Raw genomic sequence first — 17068 nt, forward strand, 5'->3', positions numbered from 1 at the left:
GCTCCATAAACTCATGATCAATTGGTCTCAGTATTGTCAGATTGCCAACATTGCTGATAACGATATCAAACAATTTCATATTGTTGATTTAAACAAAGAATATGCCCCAAATAATTACTGGGCACTGAAAAGTCCAACTCAGGGCGAGCTACGAATATTTCAACTGGAAGAACTCAAAGTACATATTGATGAAAAGTTAAGAGATAATCAGGAAAAAACGGGCACTCACGCAATTAATGCCCGCTTAGATAAAGAAATGTTACTGCGTTTTAGACAACAACTGTCCTTTTTAGGCTCACAAAAAGAACAACGTTCCGAATCCCAGGAAAAAGTCAGCTTAGTAATAGGTATGACAGCTTGTCATTATTTTATTCGTGGTGAAATCGATTTTGATCCTCAAAAAGAAATCCAGGCTATACAGGAAAAATCAGAAAGAAAAGGCATTAAAGACAAAACAGAATTCAGTCTTTCTAACCTATCTCTCGTTTCTTTGGGCGAAGAAAATATCACCCACGAGAAAAAAAGCCGTATTGATAAACTTAGAAAAATTAATCCTTTTTTAAGTGAAGACATGTTAATGGAAGACAGTTGGGATCAGATAAATTCATCGAATGTTGTTAACGCCAAAGTCAGTTCAGGTAGCTATACACACACACTGGATGATCTCTATCGTGAAGAATTTTGGCAGGAAAAAAACAAAAGTGACGGCGGTATGATGTTATTTCGGGATACTCAATCCAGTAACATCCTTCAAGTTGGTATGCTCATCGCCTATCGCCGCAACATTGAAAGCACTATTGAAGATGAAAAAAAGTACAGTTTAGGCATTATTCGCTGGCTTCGAATTGATTTACAAAAAGGCGTTGTTATTGGCATTTATAACTTGTCTGATGAATGTGATGCCGTTGCAGTCAAAGCACTAGAAGGTGTTGGCAAGGGAAGTGACTATAATCCGGCATTATTAATATCATCAACTAACAACTCAATGAAGCAAAGCTATTTATTAGTGCCTTCAGGTGTTTATGACACTAATACAATATTAGAACTTTGGTTTGAAGAAAAGTTGATTAAAATAAAAATCACTCATAAAATAATGACCACAAATACCGTTACTCAGGTTAAATTTGAAATATTTAAAGACTGATTTTCTCACTTTTGACGGAGGTACCCGTTCAGAATTTGACCAACTTTGGCATTATCAATAATGCCAGTAAAATCTTTAGCTCCTTTACCATAAGAAAAAATAGGCACCATTTCTGCGGTATGCTCTATTCGTGAAAAAGATGACTCTGATACGATTTTGTTTGCAAGCGAACCATTATGAATAGCAAAACCACCCGTTTCATGATCCGACAAAACAATGATCAATGTTTGAGAGTTTGTTTTGGCAAAATTTAAGCCAACGCCTACTGCTTCATCAAAATCCAACATTTCTGAAATAAGATAATCCTGCTCATTAGCATGACTACCCCAATCAATTTGCGAGCCTTCAACCATAAGAACAAAACCCTGTTTATTTTTTGCTAAAATGCTAATAGCCTTTTGAGTCATTTGTACCAGGCCTGGCCTTCTTAGATTTACTTTTGGCAACTCGTTTATAGCAAATAATCCAACCACTGAATTAATATCACCCAATTGATTAAATTCGTCTTCACTACTTATAACCAAAGGAAAATTGAGTAGCAAGTCCTGTTCATCATTTCTTAGGCTAGTAGGCTTTGAACCTGGTATAAAATAACCTCTACCGCCACCAAAAAGAACATCCATGTGACTCTCAGAAATTTGCTTAGCAATCAATGCCTCTTTTTTTCTATTATCAACATGCGCCATAAATGCCGCTGGCGTTGCATGGGTAATTGAGCTAGTAACAACGATTCCTGTTGCCTTATTAGCCTCTTGAGCATATTCCATAATCGTTTTTAGAGGCTTGCCCTCCTTCGTTACTGAAATGAAATGATTAATTGTTTTATAGCCCGTGGCAATTGCCGTGCCCGCTGCAGCTGAGTCAGTTACTAAGGCATCTTGAGAATGGGTTGTCAGTAAGCCTATGTGTTTAAATTGCTCAAGATTGAGTTGACCTTTAACAATTTTTCCTGCGCTAATGTGGGCAATACCCATACCATCACCGATAAAAATAATAATATTTTTAGGGGGTATTTCGGAGTCAGCATCAGATAAAAAATTGTCACTCGTAGAAGCAAAAGAAAGTAATGGAATAGCCCAAATAAACAGCAAAGTTAATACTCTACATTTAAATAACTTCATCGCTAATGCCTTACCTTCCGCTAACAATTATTTTAAACTTTTACTGACAATCTCAAACATATCGGGTGACAATTTTTCTTTGGCTGCACGTTGTAATTCAGCTTTCATTAAATCTTGTCGGGTTTTGTCATAACGCTGCCAACGACTGAATTGTTTTACCATACGTGATGCAATTTGTGGGTTAAATTTATCTAAAGCCAAAATTTGCTCCATCACATACCGATAGCCTGAGCCATCGGTATTATGAAATGCTTGTAAATTCATACCAGCAAAAGCACCAATTAAGGAACGCACTTTATTTGGATTTTTGAGGTCAAAACAGGGATGCGACATCAATTCTTTTACTTTAGCCAATACCCCATCATGCTGAGCAGCCGCCTGAACAATAAACCATTTATCCATTACTAGGGCATCATTGTTCCAGCGTTGCTCAAAAATCCTCAACGCTTGCTGGCTAATCTCTGATTGAATGTGTGATAACAATGACAAGGCCGCAATGGAGTCGGTCATATTATTAGCCGCTTCGAAGTGTTTGAAGCCTAATGTTGCAGCAGCCTCATCACCTGACGCCATCAAATAGCTCAGAGCGAGATTACACAAGCTACGCTTGCCCGCTTCTTCGGCATTAAACTGATATTCACTCGTAATACTAAAATCATCATAAATAGCCTTAAACTGTGTTTCTAAGCGTTCAGATATAATTAACTTAAGTTGCTTACGAGCATCATAAACAGCATCAACATTGGCCACTTCTAATTGCTCTAATAAATAAGCTTCAGCAGGCAAAACTAATGCCTGAGACTTTAGCGCATTATCCAATGACGTGTCAGCGAGAATTTCGCCACAACCATGAATAAATTTTTCTAATTCATTGCTATTGAACTGCATCGGACTCGCACCCGACACCGCATCAATAATTAACTTTCCTGCTAACTGTTGACCCGCTTCCCAACGATTGAAAGGGTCTGAGTCATAGGCCATTAAGAATGCCCGATCTTCGGTAATTTTTTCTTCTGCTACATCATCAGCGTATGCCAGGATAATAGGTGCAGAGAAGTCTCTCAATATTGACAAAACCGGTGCTTGTTCAATATTGTTATATTCAAAGCATTGCTCAGGCTGAGTTAAAATCATCATATCTTCAAGAATTTGCTCACCGGATTGATCAAGCAAGCCCATTTTAATGGGGATGTAAAAGGGATCTTTTACCTTTTTTTCAGGACTATTGAGTGTTTCATAAGGGGTAATGGCACAAGACTGTTTCAGCTCAATAATAAATTTATTCTCAGCAGCCCGATATTCGGTTTTTACCGTGACTCTAGGTGTACCGGCCTGATTATACCAACTATCAAATTGGCTTAAATCAATCCCACTGGCATCTGCCATAGCACTGATAAAATCTTCTGTCGTTACCGCCTGACCATCATGACGCTCAAAATAAAGCTGCATACCTTGTTGAAAATTCTCTTCTCCCAAGACGGTGTGAATCATACGGATCACTTCAGCACCCTTGTTATACACAGTGACTGTATAGAAGTTATTAATTTCCATATACTGCGCCGGACGAATAGGATGCGCCATAGGACTGGCATCTTCGGCAAATTGATGGGCGCGTAAAATTTTCACATCAGCAATACGTTTTACTGCACGCGATTGCATATCAGAAGTAAATTCCTGATCACGAAAAACCGTTAAGCCTTCTTTTAAACTGAGCTGAAACCAGTCACGACAGGTAACACGATTGCCCGTCCAATTATGAAAATACTCATGTCCAATAACCGCTTCAATGCCTTCAAAATCAGCATCGGTAGCACTTTGTGTATCCGCCAGCACATACTTAGCGTTAAAGACATTCAAGCCCTTATTTTCCATGGCGCCCATATTGAAGTCTTCGACGGCAACAATCATATAAATATCCAGATCATATTCCAGGCCAAAGACTTCTTCATCCCACATCATGGCATTTTTCAGTGAATTCATAGCATGTTCACATTTTTCACCATTTTGTTTTTCAACAAAAAGCTGCAAGACGACATTTTTACCACTGATTGTAGTATATGAATCTTCTATTTTTAATAAATCACCGGCCACCAAGGCAAACAAATAACAGGGCTTTTTAAAGGGGTCATGCCAAATAGCATAGTGACGCCCTTCGGGTAATTCACCCTGCTCCACAAGATTGCCATTCGATAGTAACACCGGGTATTTTTCTTTGTCTGCAAGAATAGCCGTGGTGAAAGTGGACATCACATCAGGCTGATCCAGATAATAAGTAATACGTCTAAAACCTTCCGCCTCGCATTGTGTGCAAAAATTGCCACTAGACTGATAGAGACCTTCTAGGGCTTTATTTTCTTCGGGTTTGAGCCAGGTTTCAATTTCCAACACAAAAGAAGAAGGTATATCATTGATAATTAAAAATTCATCTGTACGCTGGTAATCTTGTTCAGCCAGCGATTCACCATTGAGTATGACGTTTTTTAAGTCTAGCCCCTGGCCATGTAACTTTAAGCATTTATCCGTAGCCTGAGACTGCTCATTACGTGAAATTTCCAAACGACTTTTTACAATCGTAACCGTATCTGTTTCGTCAATTGCAACTTCCAACTCAAAACTCAGCTCAGTACGATTGATAACATAGGCTGGTTGTTGGTAATCTTTTAGGTAAATGGTTGTATTGTTAGTCATCTTGTACTCATATCATTATTTGTATTGTGTTATTTATATTCAAAAGAAACTCTGGGGGTTATCTGGCATAATAATTCATAGGCAATGGTATCTGCTTGATGTGAAACATACTCAATAGGCAGGCCATCGCCCCATAAAATAGCATTATCACCCACTTGCGCTGTTTTTTCCTGCGCCTGCAAGGGGCTTAAATCAACTGTGATCATATCCATAGACACACGGCCAACGAGTGGCACTTCAGCGCCCTGAATTAATACCGGCGTACCCGCTTTGGCATGACGCGGATAACCATCACCATAACCAATAGCAATAACGCCAATGGTCATCGCTTTCGGACAACACCAGCTAGCACCATAGCCAATGCAATCGCCCTGCTTTAATTGTTTGATGGCGATTAATTGAGAAGACAAGGTCATCACCGGCAGTAAATTTTCGTCCTTACCCGTACGACCAGCAAATGGTGATACACCATAAAGCATAATGCCTGGTCTTAACCAATCATAATGGGCATCTGGCAGAGACAAAATAGCAGCAGAATTAGCCATACTTAAACTCAATTTGTCTGAGTTATTGACTTTAGAAAAGCTCTCATACTGTTGCAAAAACTTTAAATTTTGTACCTGATTGAGCTTATTATCTATTTCATCCGCGCAGGCAAAGTGCGACATAAAACCACTGGGGGAAAAGCGTGCTGTGAGTGTTTGATATTGATGACTCAGGCCATTCAATTCATCTGCCGATAAGCCCAGTCGATGCATACCCGTATCAACTTTTAACCAATAGTCAAAGGACTTCTGTTCACCTTTTGAACCCAGCCATTGCAAAGTATCAAACAAGCATTGGATTTGTTCCAGGGTATGCAAAACCGGCTCAAAGTGCTGGTCAATGCAAACCAGAAAATCTTCTCTGCTATAAACACCGCCGAGAATAACAATCTTCTTCTGTACTTCCTGCTGACGTAAAAAAAGGGCTTCATCAAATCTAGCCACGGCATAAGCATCGCTTTCTGATAATGCCTTTGCCACGGGTAAAACACCATGCCCATAGGCATTGGCTTTAATGACACTCATCACTTTACATTGAGGTGCCCGTTTTTTTACTTGCGACAAATTATGCTTTAATGCCTGCAAATTAATTGTTGCTTTAACCACAGCCATTATTTAATCTTCGTAATCAATCGAGGCATGATTTTCAAAGCGGGTAAACTGACCAATAAATGTCAGTCTGGCAGTGCCTAAAGGGCCATTACGGTGCTTACCAATAATAATTTCAGCCGTTCCCTTATCAGGACTATCTTCGTCATAAACTTCATCACGGTAGATAAAAACGATTAAATCCGCATCCTGCTCAATCGCACCTGATTCCCGTAAGTCTGACATCACCGGACGTTTATTAGGTCTTTGCTCCAGGCCACGATTAAGCTGTGATAAAGCAATGACTGGCACATTCATTTCTTTTGCCAGTGCTTTCAAACCACGGGAAATTTCAGAAATTTCATTCACCCGGTTTTCTGAACCACCTTTGACCTGCATTAACTGCAAATAATCCACGACAATTAAGCCGATGTTATGCTTGCGCTTCAAGCGCCTGACCCGGGCACGCATTTCTGTGGGAGACAATGCAGGGGTATCATCGATAAATAATTTGGCCTCATTCAAGATGGATACAGCAGATGTCAGGCGTGGCCAGTCATCCTCGTCCAATTGTCCCGAACGCACTTTAGTTTGATTGATTCGTCCCAGAGAAGACAACATACGCAAGGTCAGGGATTCAGCGGGCATTTCCATACTGAAAACGGCGACGCCCACACCGGCATCAATGGCTGCATTTTCTGCCAAATTCATCGCAAAGGTGGTTTTACCCATCGATGGTCGTCCTGCAACAATCACCAAATCGGCGGGTTGCAAGCCGGAAGTCATTTTGTCAAAGTCCGTGAATCCAGAAGGAATTCCCGTGAACGTTCCCCCGTTTTGAAACAATTCATCAATCCTATCCACGGATTTTTTCAATAATTCCGTCATACTCTTAAAATCATTGCCTGAATTTGCCCCTTTATCGGCAATTTCAAACACGGTTTTCTCGGCGGCTTCTAAAATATCATCACTCTTACGCCCATCCGGATTAAAGGCACTATCAGCAATTTCATTACCCACTTGAATCAATTTTCTCAGTACCGAACGTTCCCGCACGATATCAGAATAAGCCCGGATATTGGAGGCACTGGGGGTGTTATTGACCAAACTCCCCAAATAGGCCAAGCCACCGGCATCATCAATTTCATTATGTGTTTCAAGACGTTCCGATAGTGTCACCACATCGCAGGGCTTGCCCTCTTCGATTTGCTCACGAATAGCCTTAAAGATAATGCGGTGATCACGGCGATAAAAATCATCTTCATTAACGATACTGGCAATGTGATCCCAGGATTCATTATTGATCAGCAAACCGCCTAAAATAGATTGTTCTGCATCAATGGAGTGAGGGGGTAACTTAAGGGCGTCTGTTAATTGATCCATGTTTTACTCTAAAATCTTCAAATCCAGTCATAGCCTGCCAAGCACTTACAAAAACCATTCACGCAAACTATTCACGTACACTATTTACGCATAAAAAGAGGCAGCTAAATCCAAACGATGAAAAATTGAAAAGTTCTATTATCGGTTACTCAGACATTTTTACAAGAAATTTTACGGACGAGTTGATATAATCAGACAAAAATAATCCTAAAATAATCAGTTGAATCGTAGCGAGAGCGACTTAGGTGCTAAAGATTAAGGGTTTTACAGGTTATTTTGGCTTTATTCGTAGTCACCCTACGGGTGAAGTCAAAATGTTCTGGAAAATCCTTAAGATTCAGTGCATAAGGCGGTCGCAGTAGGTTCAACTGATTTTTTTAGGATAATACAACATAGAGTAAAGCTCTTCTATTTGATTTAGATTACTGGCTATTAACCCATTGAAAATAAAATATTTATTCAAAAACAACAAAGGACGTGATTTCGTCTTTGGCGATCTACATGGTTGTTTTGGGCTATTGGAAAAAAAGCTCGCAGAGGTTAATCTTGATAGCGCTCAGGATCGGCTATTCAGCGTCGGCGATATCATTGATCGCGGTCCAGAATCAACCAGAGCACTGGACTATCTGAATAGTAGCTGGTTCTATTGTATTCGTGGCAATCATGAGCAAATGTTTCTTGACTGGTGCTCTGAAAACACCCCCATTTATCGCAATGATGCTTTCCGCTTTCACATGCACAATGGCGGGCTCTGGGTGGCCAATTATCTGGGTATACACATCCAAAAACTAGCCGATGACATTCAACACGAAGACCCCATTACTGAAATTTATCCCGCCTTAAAACGCTGGGTAAATGCCATTGAAAAACTGCCCTATGCCATTGAGATTAAATCACCGACAAAAACCATTGGCATCGTACACGCTGAAATCCCTGAGCAAGTAAAATGGCCCTCATTGGAAGCCGAATTAAACAAAACCAATGTGTTATATAGTATTCTATTCTCACGCAAGTATATTTTTTCATCCAAGCGCAAAAAATACCGCATCGATGGTGTCGATGAAATCTATTGTGGTCATACCATTGTCGATATGCCGCAAAAAAAAGGCAATATCAATTACATTGACACCGGTGCTTATTCGCATCAAAATTTGACCTTGATAGAATTACCTTCTTAAAATAAACGGGCACGGAAGCATGAAGATAAATAGTCAGTATTTAAAAAAATTCATCATTAGCACGCTCAGCCTCTTTTTTCTCCTACCGAGTATCAATATGGCCGAAATACATCACCAAAAAACAGCCTCACCACCCTCATTAGACCAACAACTCCCCCCCTGTCCAGACAAACCTAATTGCATTAATAGTGAATACCCTGATGATAAAGCGCATTATCTTGCTCCTCTAAATTATCCTGAAGCAAACAAGGCGCAAGTCATGACCTTGGCAGAAACCATCATCAAAAAAATGGGTGGCGAAATTGTTTTTGCAGATCAGCATTATCTTAAAGCCCTGTTTAGCTCACGCATATTCGGCTTTATTGATGACTTTGAACTCCGCTTAGAGAGTGCTAGCAAACAAGTGCATATACGCTCTGCATCACGCACAGGCTATAGTGATTTTGGTGTCAACAAACGTCGCGTCAAAGAATTTTCTCAACAGTTTAAGCAACAAATAACCCCATAAGAGCCCTATCTCATGAATAAAAAAAGCATCCAGGAAACCATTGAAACAGTCATTAATCTCATGGCGGCCTCAGCCATGACTGCGCCCAAAACTGGCGGCAAAGACTGTCTGGAAATTGTTGCTCTCACTGATCCCGATGACTTAAAACGTGTCGCTGATGAAATGCGCAACTATGCTCACAATAGTTCCAAAGAGAATTATTGGCATCGTGATGCAGCCAATACTGAAAATGCTCAAGGGGTTTTATTAATTGGCCTTGCTGGCCCTGTGACGGCCGGATATGACTGTGGTGGTTGCGGCTTTCGCACTTGCAAAGAGTTTGAAAATGAACGCGAGTTAAAAGAATTTGAAATGGGTTATACCGGCCCGCACTGCATTATGCGCATGATGGATATTGGTGTTGCTCTGGCCTCTGCCGCCAAACAAGCCAGCCTGTTCAATGTTGACAATCGCGTACAACAACGCGTGGGTGCAGCAGCCCGTGCTTTGGGCTATATTGATTGCGAAGTTGCCATGGGTATTCCTGTCAGCATCAGTGGCAAAAGTATTTTCTATGATCGTAAAACCCTCAGCAAGAAAAACCTAGCTGATATGAAAGCAAATGCTTAATTATTCTTAACCCTAAACTCCATAACCCCATAACAGCCCATGCACAATCCACTGAAACGGCCTATTCTTGACTTGCTCAAAGCATCATCGGCACCGGTCAAGGAATATGAATTACATAGTCTGCTCAAGGCCGGTGAACAAGGCTCAGCCTTTGCCCAGTTTATCACCAATTGCAGTAATGAATTACGCCTGTTTCGACAACACTTTCTGGTCATGAATGCTCTTTATCAATTGCATGATGAACTCTTAAGTGAGGGCTTTTATTTACAAATATCCGCCTTGGAAATCCAACTACAAGCCCTGCCTGAAAACACCACACAGGCAAATGAGATCAGTAAGGAGAGTGGATTTCAAAAACTCAGTGCTTATTATCAAGACTGGCAACACTTTAATCGCACTGATGATCAGGAAGTTGCCAATTTATTACAGCAATTCTGGACAAAATATCTGGCCAATGATGAAAAATCCCAGGCACTAGCCTGTCTTGACTTAGCAGAGGATAGCAGCTGGCCTGAGATTCAAAAAAAATATCGCCAGCTCTGCCAACAACACCATCCCGATAAAGGTGGCGATAGTCTTTATTTTTTATCCATTCGTCAGGCTTATGATAATCTCAAGTGCTTATTTAATGGCTTATAAAGACTCTTTATTGATGCACTTCGTGCCTCAATCATACCCTGAAAATGACACTCCAAGTAGGATGCTGCTGAGGCACGAAGCACATCAATTCCATTAATTATTAGCACCAAAATGAGCTAAGAAATGACTACAATAGAACAACCCTTGCAACAATCTCTAAAACAATCCCTACAAGAGCACTTTGGCTTCACATCACTACGCCCCGGACAACAGGAAGTCATTCAGGCCATAATGAAGGGTCAATCAGCCGCCGCTATTTTTCCAACGGGTTCAGGCAAGTCATTATGCTATCAACTGCCCGCATTAATGCTACCCAAGCTAACGCTGGTTATTTCCCCCTTACTGGCACTTATGAAAGATCAAATTGAATTTTTAAAAGCACATAATATCAATGCTGCCAGCATCGATTCATCACAAAATCGGGAAGATGCTAATCAGATCATGCAGGGCGTGCGTAATGGACAAGTAAAAATACTCATGATTTCTGTCGAGCGGCTCAAAAATGAGCGCTTTAGAGAGTTCATTAAACACATTCCAATTTCATTACTCGTCATTGACGAAGCACATTGTATTTCCGAATGGGGTCATAACTTTCGGCCAGACTACATGAAGTTACCCATTTATCAAAAAGAATTTAACATCCCTCAAGTGTTACTATTGACCGCCACAGCAACCACCCATGTGATCGAAGACATGTCACGTGAATTTCAAATTTCTCCCGACAATATTATCAGCACCGGCTTTTATCGCAATAATCTCAAGCTACTGGTGCAGCCCTGTGAGCAACAAGATAAACTCAAATTTTTGGCACAATACCTCAATCAACATCAGGGCGAAGCCAGTATTGTTTATGTCACCTTACAAAAAACAGCCGAAGATATCAGTCAATGGCTCAAGCAACAGAACATCAATGCCGAAGCTTATCATGCAGGCTTGAAAAGTGATGTGCGCGAAAACATTCAAGAACGTTTTATGCAGTCTTCTGAACAACAAACAGGACAATGCATTATTGCCACCATCGCCTTTGGCATGGGTATTGATAAAAATAATATACGCCATATTATTCATTATGACTTACCTAAATCCATCGAAAATTATGCCCAGGAAATCGGTCGTGCAGGACGTGATGGTCAGCCTGCCAATTGTCTTTTATTAGGTAATTTAAGCGGCCTGAATATTCTGGAAAATTTTGTTTATGGCGATACGCCCGAGCTAGCCGGTATCAAAGTTATTCTTCATGACATCCAGCAAGCCGACCAACAAACACCCGGGGTATGGGAAGTCCTAGCCTATCCCCTTTCAGGGCAAAGTAATATTCGCCAATTGGCTTTAAAAACACTGATTGTGTATTTAGAAATTGCCGGAATTCTTAAAGCAAAATACAGTTTTTTTGCTGAGTATAAATTTAAATTACTCCTCCCCGAAGAACAATTATTAGACCAGTTCAAAGGTGAACGGCAAACTTTTTTACAAGCGATTTTAAACAATAGTCAACATTCAAGAGTCTGGTCAACATTGGACTTAGAAAAACTACAAAGCAATTATCCAAGCGATAGGCAACGGGTGATTGTCGCCTTGGATTATTTGCATGAAAAAGGCTGGCTTGAACTAGAAAGCAAGCAAATGACCGATGTTTATCAAATTTTAAATAGTCAGTTTGATATCAATGAATTAGCCGAACAATTAAGCCAAAAGTTCAAACAAAAAGAACAGAATCAGATACACCGCCTTAAGGAAATGCTGGCACTTTTTCAGTCATCTCAATGTATCAGTCAACAATTGGCCGTCTATTTTTCTGATCAACAACTCAGCCAGCCCTGTGGACATTGCTCAGTTTGTCTTGGCCAACATCAGCCCTGGCCTGAAGCCGCAGCATTACCTGAACTAGCCATTGAACAATTACAAAGCATCGCTAAGGATCTGAATCATCTCGTACAGGAACACTTCAAACAGGATGCTTCAATTGATTTGCTCAGCCGCTATCTCTGTGGCATCACCGTCCCTTGGCTGACGAAAATAAAAGCACGTAAGCTGGGGTATTTTGGTCGTTATGAACAGTATTCGTATGAAGCTATTCGTGCCAGCCTGAACCAACTTGAGCGTTTATGATGCTTTGAGCCATCCATTATACTTGGAAATAGCCATACGCCCCATAACCCCTGCCACCTCTTTTAATTGGTAACGTTGTTTCATATTGCAGTCATTGCATAGCTCTGGACGCAAGACCATTTTTTCACGTTGAGCTAACACCTCATCAATGGATAAATCATTAATGTGACCAATCGCATGTTGATGAGTAATATTATTATAGCAATAAAGATACTCACCACTGGAGCTGATAAACAAATCACTATTTCGCGGAATACATTTGAATTTATTTTTCACATATTGCTTGGCAATGTCTTTGATCGAAGGTACAAAGTCCAACTCCTGTGAGTGCAATGAATATTGCTTGATGAGTTGACGTAAACGCTGGCTATCTTGCTGATGTTCGACATGATCATCTTCAGCACGATTGTAGAGTGTAGGCGACATGGTTAATAATTTAACCCCCTGCGCTTTTAACCATGCGATGGTTTCCGGCAAGGTGTCCAAACATTCACTCATTGGGGTCAGGCTAATGCCTAGTTGAGTTTTTTTAAAGGTTTTTTGAGCAAGCGTAATATTCGCTTTCACCCGTTCATGATCGAGCTTGGCATGCACACGGTTATAAACCTCTTTATTGATACTTGAAAAAGAAATGACCAACAACTCAATGCGACCATCAAGGTGTTTTAAACGGGCTTCATCTAATTGCTGACCATTAGAGACCATATCAAAGCGGCCGGGATGTTCACCTATCTGAGTAACAAAATGCATAAACTCTGGATGTGTCGTTGGCTCACCATAACCGGCAATCACCGTACGAAACACTCTGTCTGGTGATATTCGCCTCAACGCCTGAGCGAAGTTCTCACGCGTCATGAGCTGAGGGTGTGCAATTAAATGTTGTGGACACATTAAACAACGCGCATTACACTTGCTGGTCCACTCCATATTCACAGCCAATTGATAAGGCTTCACAATTAATCTCCTATTCCATCAGATACTATGCCGATATAGCTTTAATATTTAGCATTGTAAATAGTGTACTGGGCAAAGATTAAAATAACCTTAAATAAACTGGGAATTTAACAAAAAAAGTAACTATTTGGTATAAACCCGTATCCGGTCGAGCTGTTTGTCTTTACTGGGTCGCTCAAGCACATCCATGTGACGCTTTAAGAAAACATCCTGTTTTCAAAACCCTGTAAAGACAAACAGCTCAACCGGATACTCTATACATGCTTTAAAATTTACTGAATAGTTACCAAAAATATTTACTCAGGTAAAAATCGATGTTTTAAATGAGCAATATAATATTGAGAATTTAACTTTTCGCCCGTTGCATGCACCATCAAGCCATCAATATCAAAAAAACTTCCCTGCGACCAGATCTTATCTTGCTGCCATTGATTCAAGGTAGTAAATTTTCCTGCCGCGATGTTTTGGCTTAAATCCGGTATTGCCTTATCAGCCGCTGCATACATTTGTGCGGCATTCATTGCCCCTAAGGTATAAGAGGGAAAATATCCCAAGCTACCATCCGTCCAATGAATATCCTGCATACAGCCATCCTTATCATTACCTGCTGTTGAGATACCGAGGTAATGTTGCATTTTTTCATCCCAGATCTCCGGTAATTCTTTCACCGTGAGCGTTTCATTGATCAAAGCCTTTTCAATCTCATAACGCAAAATAACATGTAGCGGATAAGTCACTTCATCTGCATTCACTCGAATAAAATCAGGCTTCACACGATTGTTCAGTTTAAATAAATTCTCCGCAGTCCAACATTGCTTATCGCCTTGCTCATGGGCAAGAAACTGTTGAATAATCGGCGCAGCAAACTGTAAAAACGGCTGACTTCGGGCAATTTGCATTTCTTGAAACAAACTCTGGCTTTCATGAATGCCCATGCCTCTGGCAGCACCCACAGGCTGATTAAGCCATTGCTTGGGTAAGCCCTGTTCATATTTCGCATGACCCGTCTCATGTAATACGCCCATTAAACTTTCACTGAAATCAGTTTCACAATAGCGGGTGGTAATACGCACGTCTTCTGGCACACCACCACAAAAAGGGTGATGGCTCACATCCAGTCGTCCATGGTCGAAGTTAAACCCCACTTCTGACATTAATCTCAAGCCCAGTTTGCGCTGTGACTCAATGGAAAATGAACCATCGATTTGAATCAGTGGCTCATCCGCCTGCCTAGCCACGACCTGTTGAATAAAATCCGGTAGAAAGTCCACCAGTTCAGAAAAAATCAGATCAATTGCTGCGCTACGTTGTCCCGGCTCATATAAATCCAGCAGCGCATCATAGGGTGATAATGAAGTGGCTGCCGCCCGTTGCTGTGACTCCTCTATTGTGAGGCGAATAACGGCTTGCAAGAGTGGTTGAAAATCCTGCCAGTTATTTTCGCCACGCAAACTACGCCATGCCTGTTCACATTCTGACCCCGCCAATGCTTTTGCCTTAACCAAATCACTGCTGATGCTGGTGGCATTGAGCCATAAACGGTGCATCTCGCGTAAATTGGCCTGTTGCCAGTCAGACAAAGCCGTTTGTTGTTCCTGTGCCAGATGAATAAGATCACCGGTACGAGATTCACTGAGCAACTCATTCATCATGACACTGACTTCTGCTAGGGCTTCGCCACGTGCCTGACTACCACCCGCAGGCATCATTGCCGCCATATCCCAATGAGCTATAGAGGCCAGATGTTGTAATTGATAAATGCGGTTAAATAAATGTTCTAATTGTGTATAAGGTAATTGACTCATATTCTGTGCTCTGGTCATTTTGTGAACGGATATTTCTTAATGAAAACATCATAACATACACTACTCATTTTGATGATATTTTTAAATCATATTGAAAACCATCCAACATTTCGCTATGATTGAACTTAAACCGATATTGCTTTTTTGTAGGATGTGGTGAGGCACGAACCGCATCGGAGAAGTCTGTTTAAAGCCATTGATGCGGTTCGTGCCTCACCACATCCTACATTTTAAGTATAAAACCAATTTTATCTGTCCCAAATTTTAAAGCAAACAAAATTAGATGAACAAAAAACAACAAGAACAAGCACTCTCTGAACTGAGCCAGATCCAAAAAGAACGCTTATCCCATATTGATTTTCGCTTGATGTTTCTGGGGGTGATGCAACGCAGTGATCTCATCCAGCGTTTTGGTATGAAAGAAGCGGCAGCTACTCGCGACATAGCCCTGTATCGTAAACTGGCTGAAGACAATATCACCTATGTCACCAAACAACGTTCCTATTTTTATAATCCCGACTTCAGACCTTTGTTTGCCTATACACCTGAGCGAGCATTGGCAGCATTATCCAGTGGCTTTGGTGATGATTATGTGGGTGAACAGGGCAAGTCAATGCTCACCTGTGATACTCCCACACAATTAAACCAGACTCAACTGACCACCTTAGCGGTGTTAACCCGTGCCATTCACCAGCAACAAGTCGTAAAAATAACGTATTATTCGCTCTCCAGTGGCGCTTCAAAACGAGAAATAATCCCTTTTGCCCTAGTGGACAATGGGCTGCGCTGGCATATTCGAGCTTATGATCGCAAGCATAATCGCTTTGCCGATTTTGTGGTGAATAGAATCAAGAATCCCACCATCATAGCATCAGTGATTGAAGAGTCGGAAAAACAAGCAGCCGACAATCAGTGGAATCGTATTGTCGAATTAGCCATTGTGCCTCATCCTTCACTGGCACATCCGGAAACCATTGCAATGGATTATTGCATGTCATCAGATGATACATTGAGCATCAATGTCCGCGCCGCAGTGGCCGGTTATTTATTACGCCGCTGGAACATTGACTGTTCTGAAAAACATTCTCTCAAAGGCAATGAATACCATTTATGGCTAAAAAATTACCCGACCCTCTATGGCGTTGAGAATATTGTTATTGCTCCGGGCTATTCTTCGCCTCAGCACTAAACAATTCACCTGAGCCTGCACCACAGGCAATGACCGTGCGCATGGCTGAATCCAAAGGCACATCAGGACAGAGTGTCACCTGAGAAGGTAGCACATGATAAATATTACCCGATGTCGGATTAGGCCCCGTAGGCATAAAAACCGTATAGCGACCATCGGGATGTTGATCAGTGACTAAGGCCGTCACCTCAGTAGGACAGTCTTCGCCAAAAATCCGCACCTTGGCAACTTGCCCATTGGCAAAGGGTGAATTTTCAGACTGCCCGAAAATCTGCACCACCACTTCTTTGACCATACGATAACCCGGTGCGAGTTTTGATAACATATCATCAAACAAATTATGCAAAAAATTGCCGATGGAAGTCTGCACCATAAAACCGACCACAAAGCAGGTCAGGATAATAAGCGTCACCACCAATAAGTCTGCTACAATTTCTGGAAGCTGATATGTCGTCAGAGCATAGTGGCTCAATGGCTGTATTAAATTGGTAATCATTTTAAATAGCCACTTTAGAAAGAAAGCAAAAATAGCCACTGGCAAAATCACCACAATGCCACCAAACAAAGCGGCTTTAAAAAATTTCTTTAGACTGAAAGCTTCAATCATT

At 41.1% G+C, this 17068-nt stretch carries 14 protein-coding genes; 7 read left to right on the plus strand and 7 right to left on the minus strand.

The features are described 5' to 3' along the window. The first annotated feature begins 13 nt into the window (after window positions 1–13). Entirely contained in the window at window positions 14–1144 is a 1131-nt protein-coding gene (locus tag JEU79_RS21580; RefSeq protein ID WP_198265711.1) for a hypothetical protein, read from the plus strand. Between the two features lie 5 nt (window positions 1145–1149). Here JEU79_RS21580 and JEU79_RS21585 read toward each other — a convergent pair whose 3' ends face one another. The 4 genes from JEU79_RS21585 to dnaB are packed head-to-tail and all read right to left on the minus strand — an operon-like array spanning window position 1150 to window position 7469. Further along, complete coding sequence (locus JEU79_RS21585; protein WP_198265712.1) at window positions 1150–2265, minus strand: alkaline phosphatase; 1116 nt, start codon at window positions 2263–2265, stop codon at window positions 1150–1152. A 27-nt stretch (window positions 2266–2292) separates the two neighbouring features. Further along, window positions 2293–4953 (minus strand): aminopeptidase N, encoded by a 2661-nt coding sequence (gene pepN, locus JEU79_RS21590; protein WP_198265713.1) that lies wholly within the window; start codon window positions 4951–4953, stop codon window positions 2293–2295. Window positions 4954–4982: 29 nt separating this feature from the next. Next, a complete protein-coding gene (gene alr / locus JEU79_RS21595; RefSeq protein WP_198265714.1) occupies window positions 4983–6110 on the minus strand; it encodes an alanine racemase in 1128 nt (375 codons plus the stop codon). Window positions 6111–6113: 3 nt separating this feature from the next. Continuing rightward, window positions 6114–7469: a replicative DNA helicase gene (gene dnaB, locus JEU79_RS21600; RefSeq protein ID WP_198265715.1), complete on the minus strand. Its 1356-nt coding sequence runs from the start codon at window positions 7467–7469 to the stop codon at window positions 6114–6116. A 440-nt stretch (window positions 7470–7909) separates the two neighbouring features. Here dnaB and JEU79_RS21605 point away from each other — a divergent pair, with 440 nt between their 5' ends. The 5 genes from JEU79_RS21605 (at window position 7910) to JEU79_RS21625 (ending at window position 12512) form a co-directional block, all read left to right on the plus strand. Continuing rightward, on the plus strand, window positions 7910–8647 hold the full coding sequence (locus JEU79_RS21605) for a metallophosphoesterase (protein ID WP_198265716.1): 738 nt from the start codon (window positions 7910–7912) through the stop codon (window positions 8645–8647). A gap of 19 nt (window positions 8648–8666) precedes the next feature. Continuing rightward, entirely contained in the window at window positions 8667–9155 is a 489-nt protein-coding gene (locus tag JEU79_RS21610) for a DUF1499 domain-containing protein (protein ID WP_198265717.1), read from the plus strand. A gap of 12 nt (window positions 9156–9167) precedes the next feature. Continuing rightward, window positions 9168–9764 carry a ferredoxin domain-containing protein gene (locus JEU79_RS21615; RefSeq protein WP_198265718.1) on the plus strand — a complete coding sequence of 199 codons (597 nt, stop codon included), beginning with the start codon at window positions 9168–9170 and terminating at the stop codon, window positions 9762–9764. Window positions 9765–9803: 39 nt separating this feature from the next. Beyond that, window positions 9804–10403: a DNA-J related domain-containing protein gene (locus JEU79_RS21620; RefSeq protein ID WP_198265719.1), complete on the plus strand. Its 600-nt coding sequence runs from the start codon at window positions 9804–9806 to the stop codon at window positions 10401–10403. A gap of 123 nt (window positions 10404–10526) precedes the next feature. Next, window positions 10527–12512 carry a RecQ family ATP-dependent DNA helicase gene (locus tag JEU79_RS21625; protein WP_198265720.1) on the plus strand — a complete coding sequence of 662 codons (1986 nt, stop codon included), beginning with the start codon at window positions 10527–10529 and terminating at the stop codon, window positions 12510–12512. On the opposite strand, the gene JEU79_RS21630 is transcribed toward JEU79_RS21625, so the two are convergent. After that, window positions 12507–13466, minus strand: a complete 960-nt coding sequence (locus tag JEU79_RS21630) for a radical SAM protein (protein ID WP_246540454.1) — start codon at window positions 13464–13466, stop codon at window positions 12507–12509. The genes JEU79_RS21625 and JEU79_RS21630 overlap by 6 nt on opposite strands. Window positions 13467–13762: 296 nt before the next feature. Next, on the minus strand, window positions 13763–15271 hold the full coding sequence (locus tag JEU79_RS21635) for a carboxypeptidase M32 (protein WP_198266119.1): 1509 nt from the start codon (window positions 15269–15271) through the stop codon (window positions 13763–13765). Between the two features lie 283 nt (window positions 15272–15554). Here JEU79_RS21635 and JEU79_RS21640 point away from each other — a divergent pair, with 283 nt between their 5' ends. Next, window positions 15555–16460: a helix-turn-helix transcriptional regulator gene (locus tag JEU79_RS21640; RefSeq protein WP_198265721.1), complete on the plus strand. Its 906-nt coding sequence runs from the start codon at window positions 15555–15557 to the stop codon at window positions 16458–16460. On the opposite strand, the gene JEU79_RS21645 is transcribed toward JEU79_RS21640, so the two are convergent. Beyond that, a complete protein-coding gene (locus JEU79_RS21645) occupies window positions 16426–17067 on the minus strand; it encodes a DUF502 domain-containing protein (protein WP_198265722.1) in 642 nt (213 codons plus the stop codon). The two genes, JEU79_RS21640 and JEU79_RS21645, sit on opposite strands and share 35 nt — an antisense overlap. Between the last annotated feature and the right edge of the window lies 1 nt (window position 17068).

The sequence above is a fragment of the sulfur-oxidizing endosymbiont of Gigantopelta aegis genome (genome assembly GCF_016097415.1).
Lineage (GTDB): Bacteria > Pseudomonadota > Gammaproteobacteria > GRL18 > GRL18 > GRL18.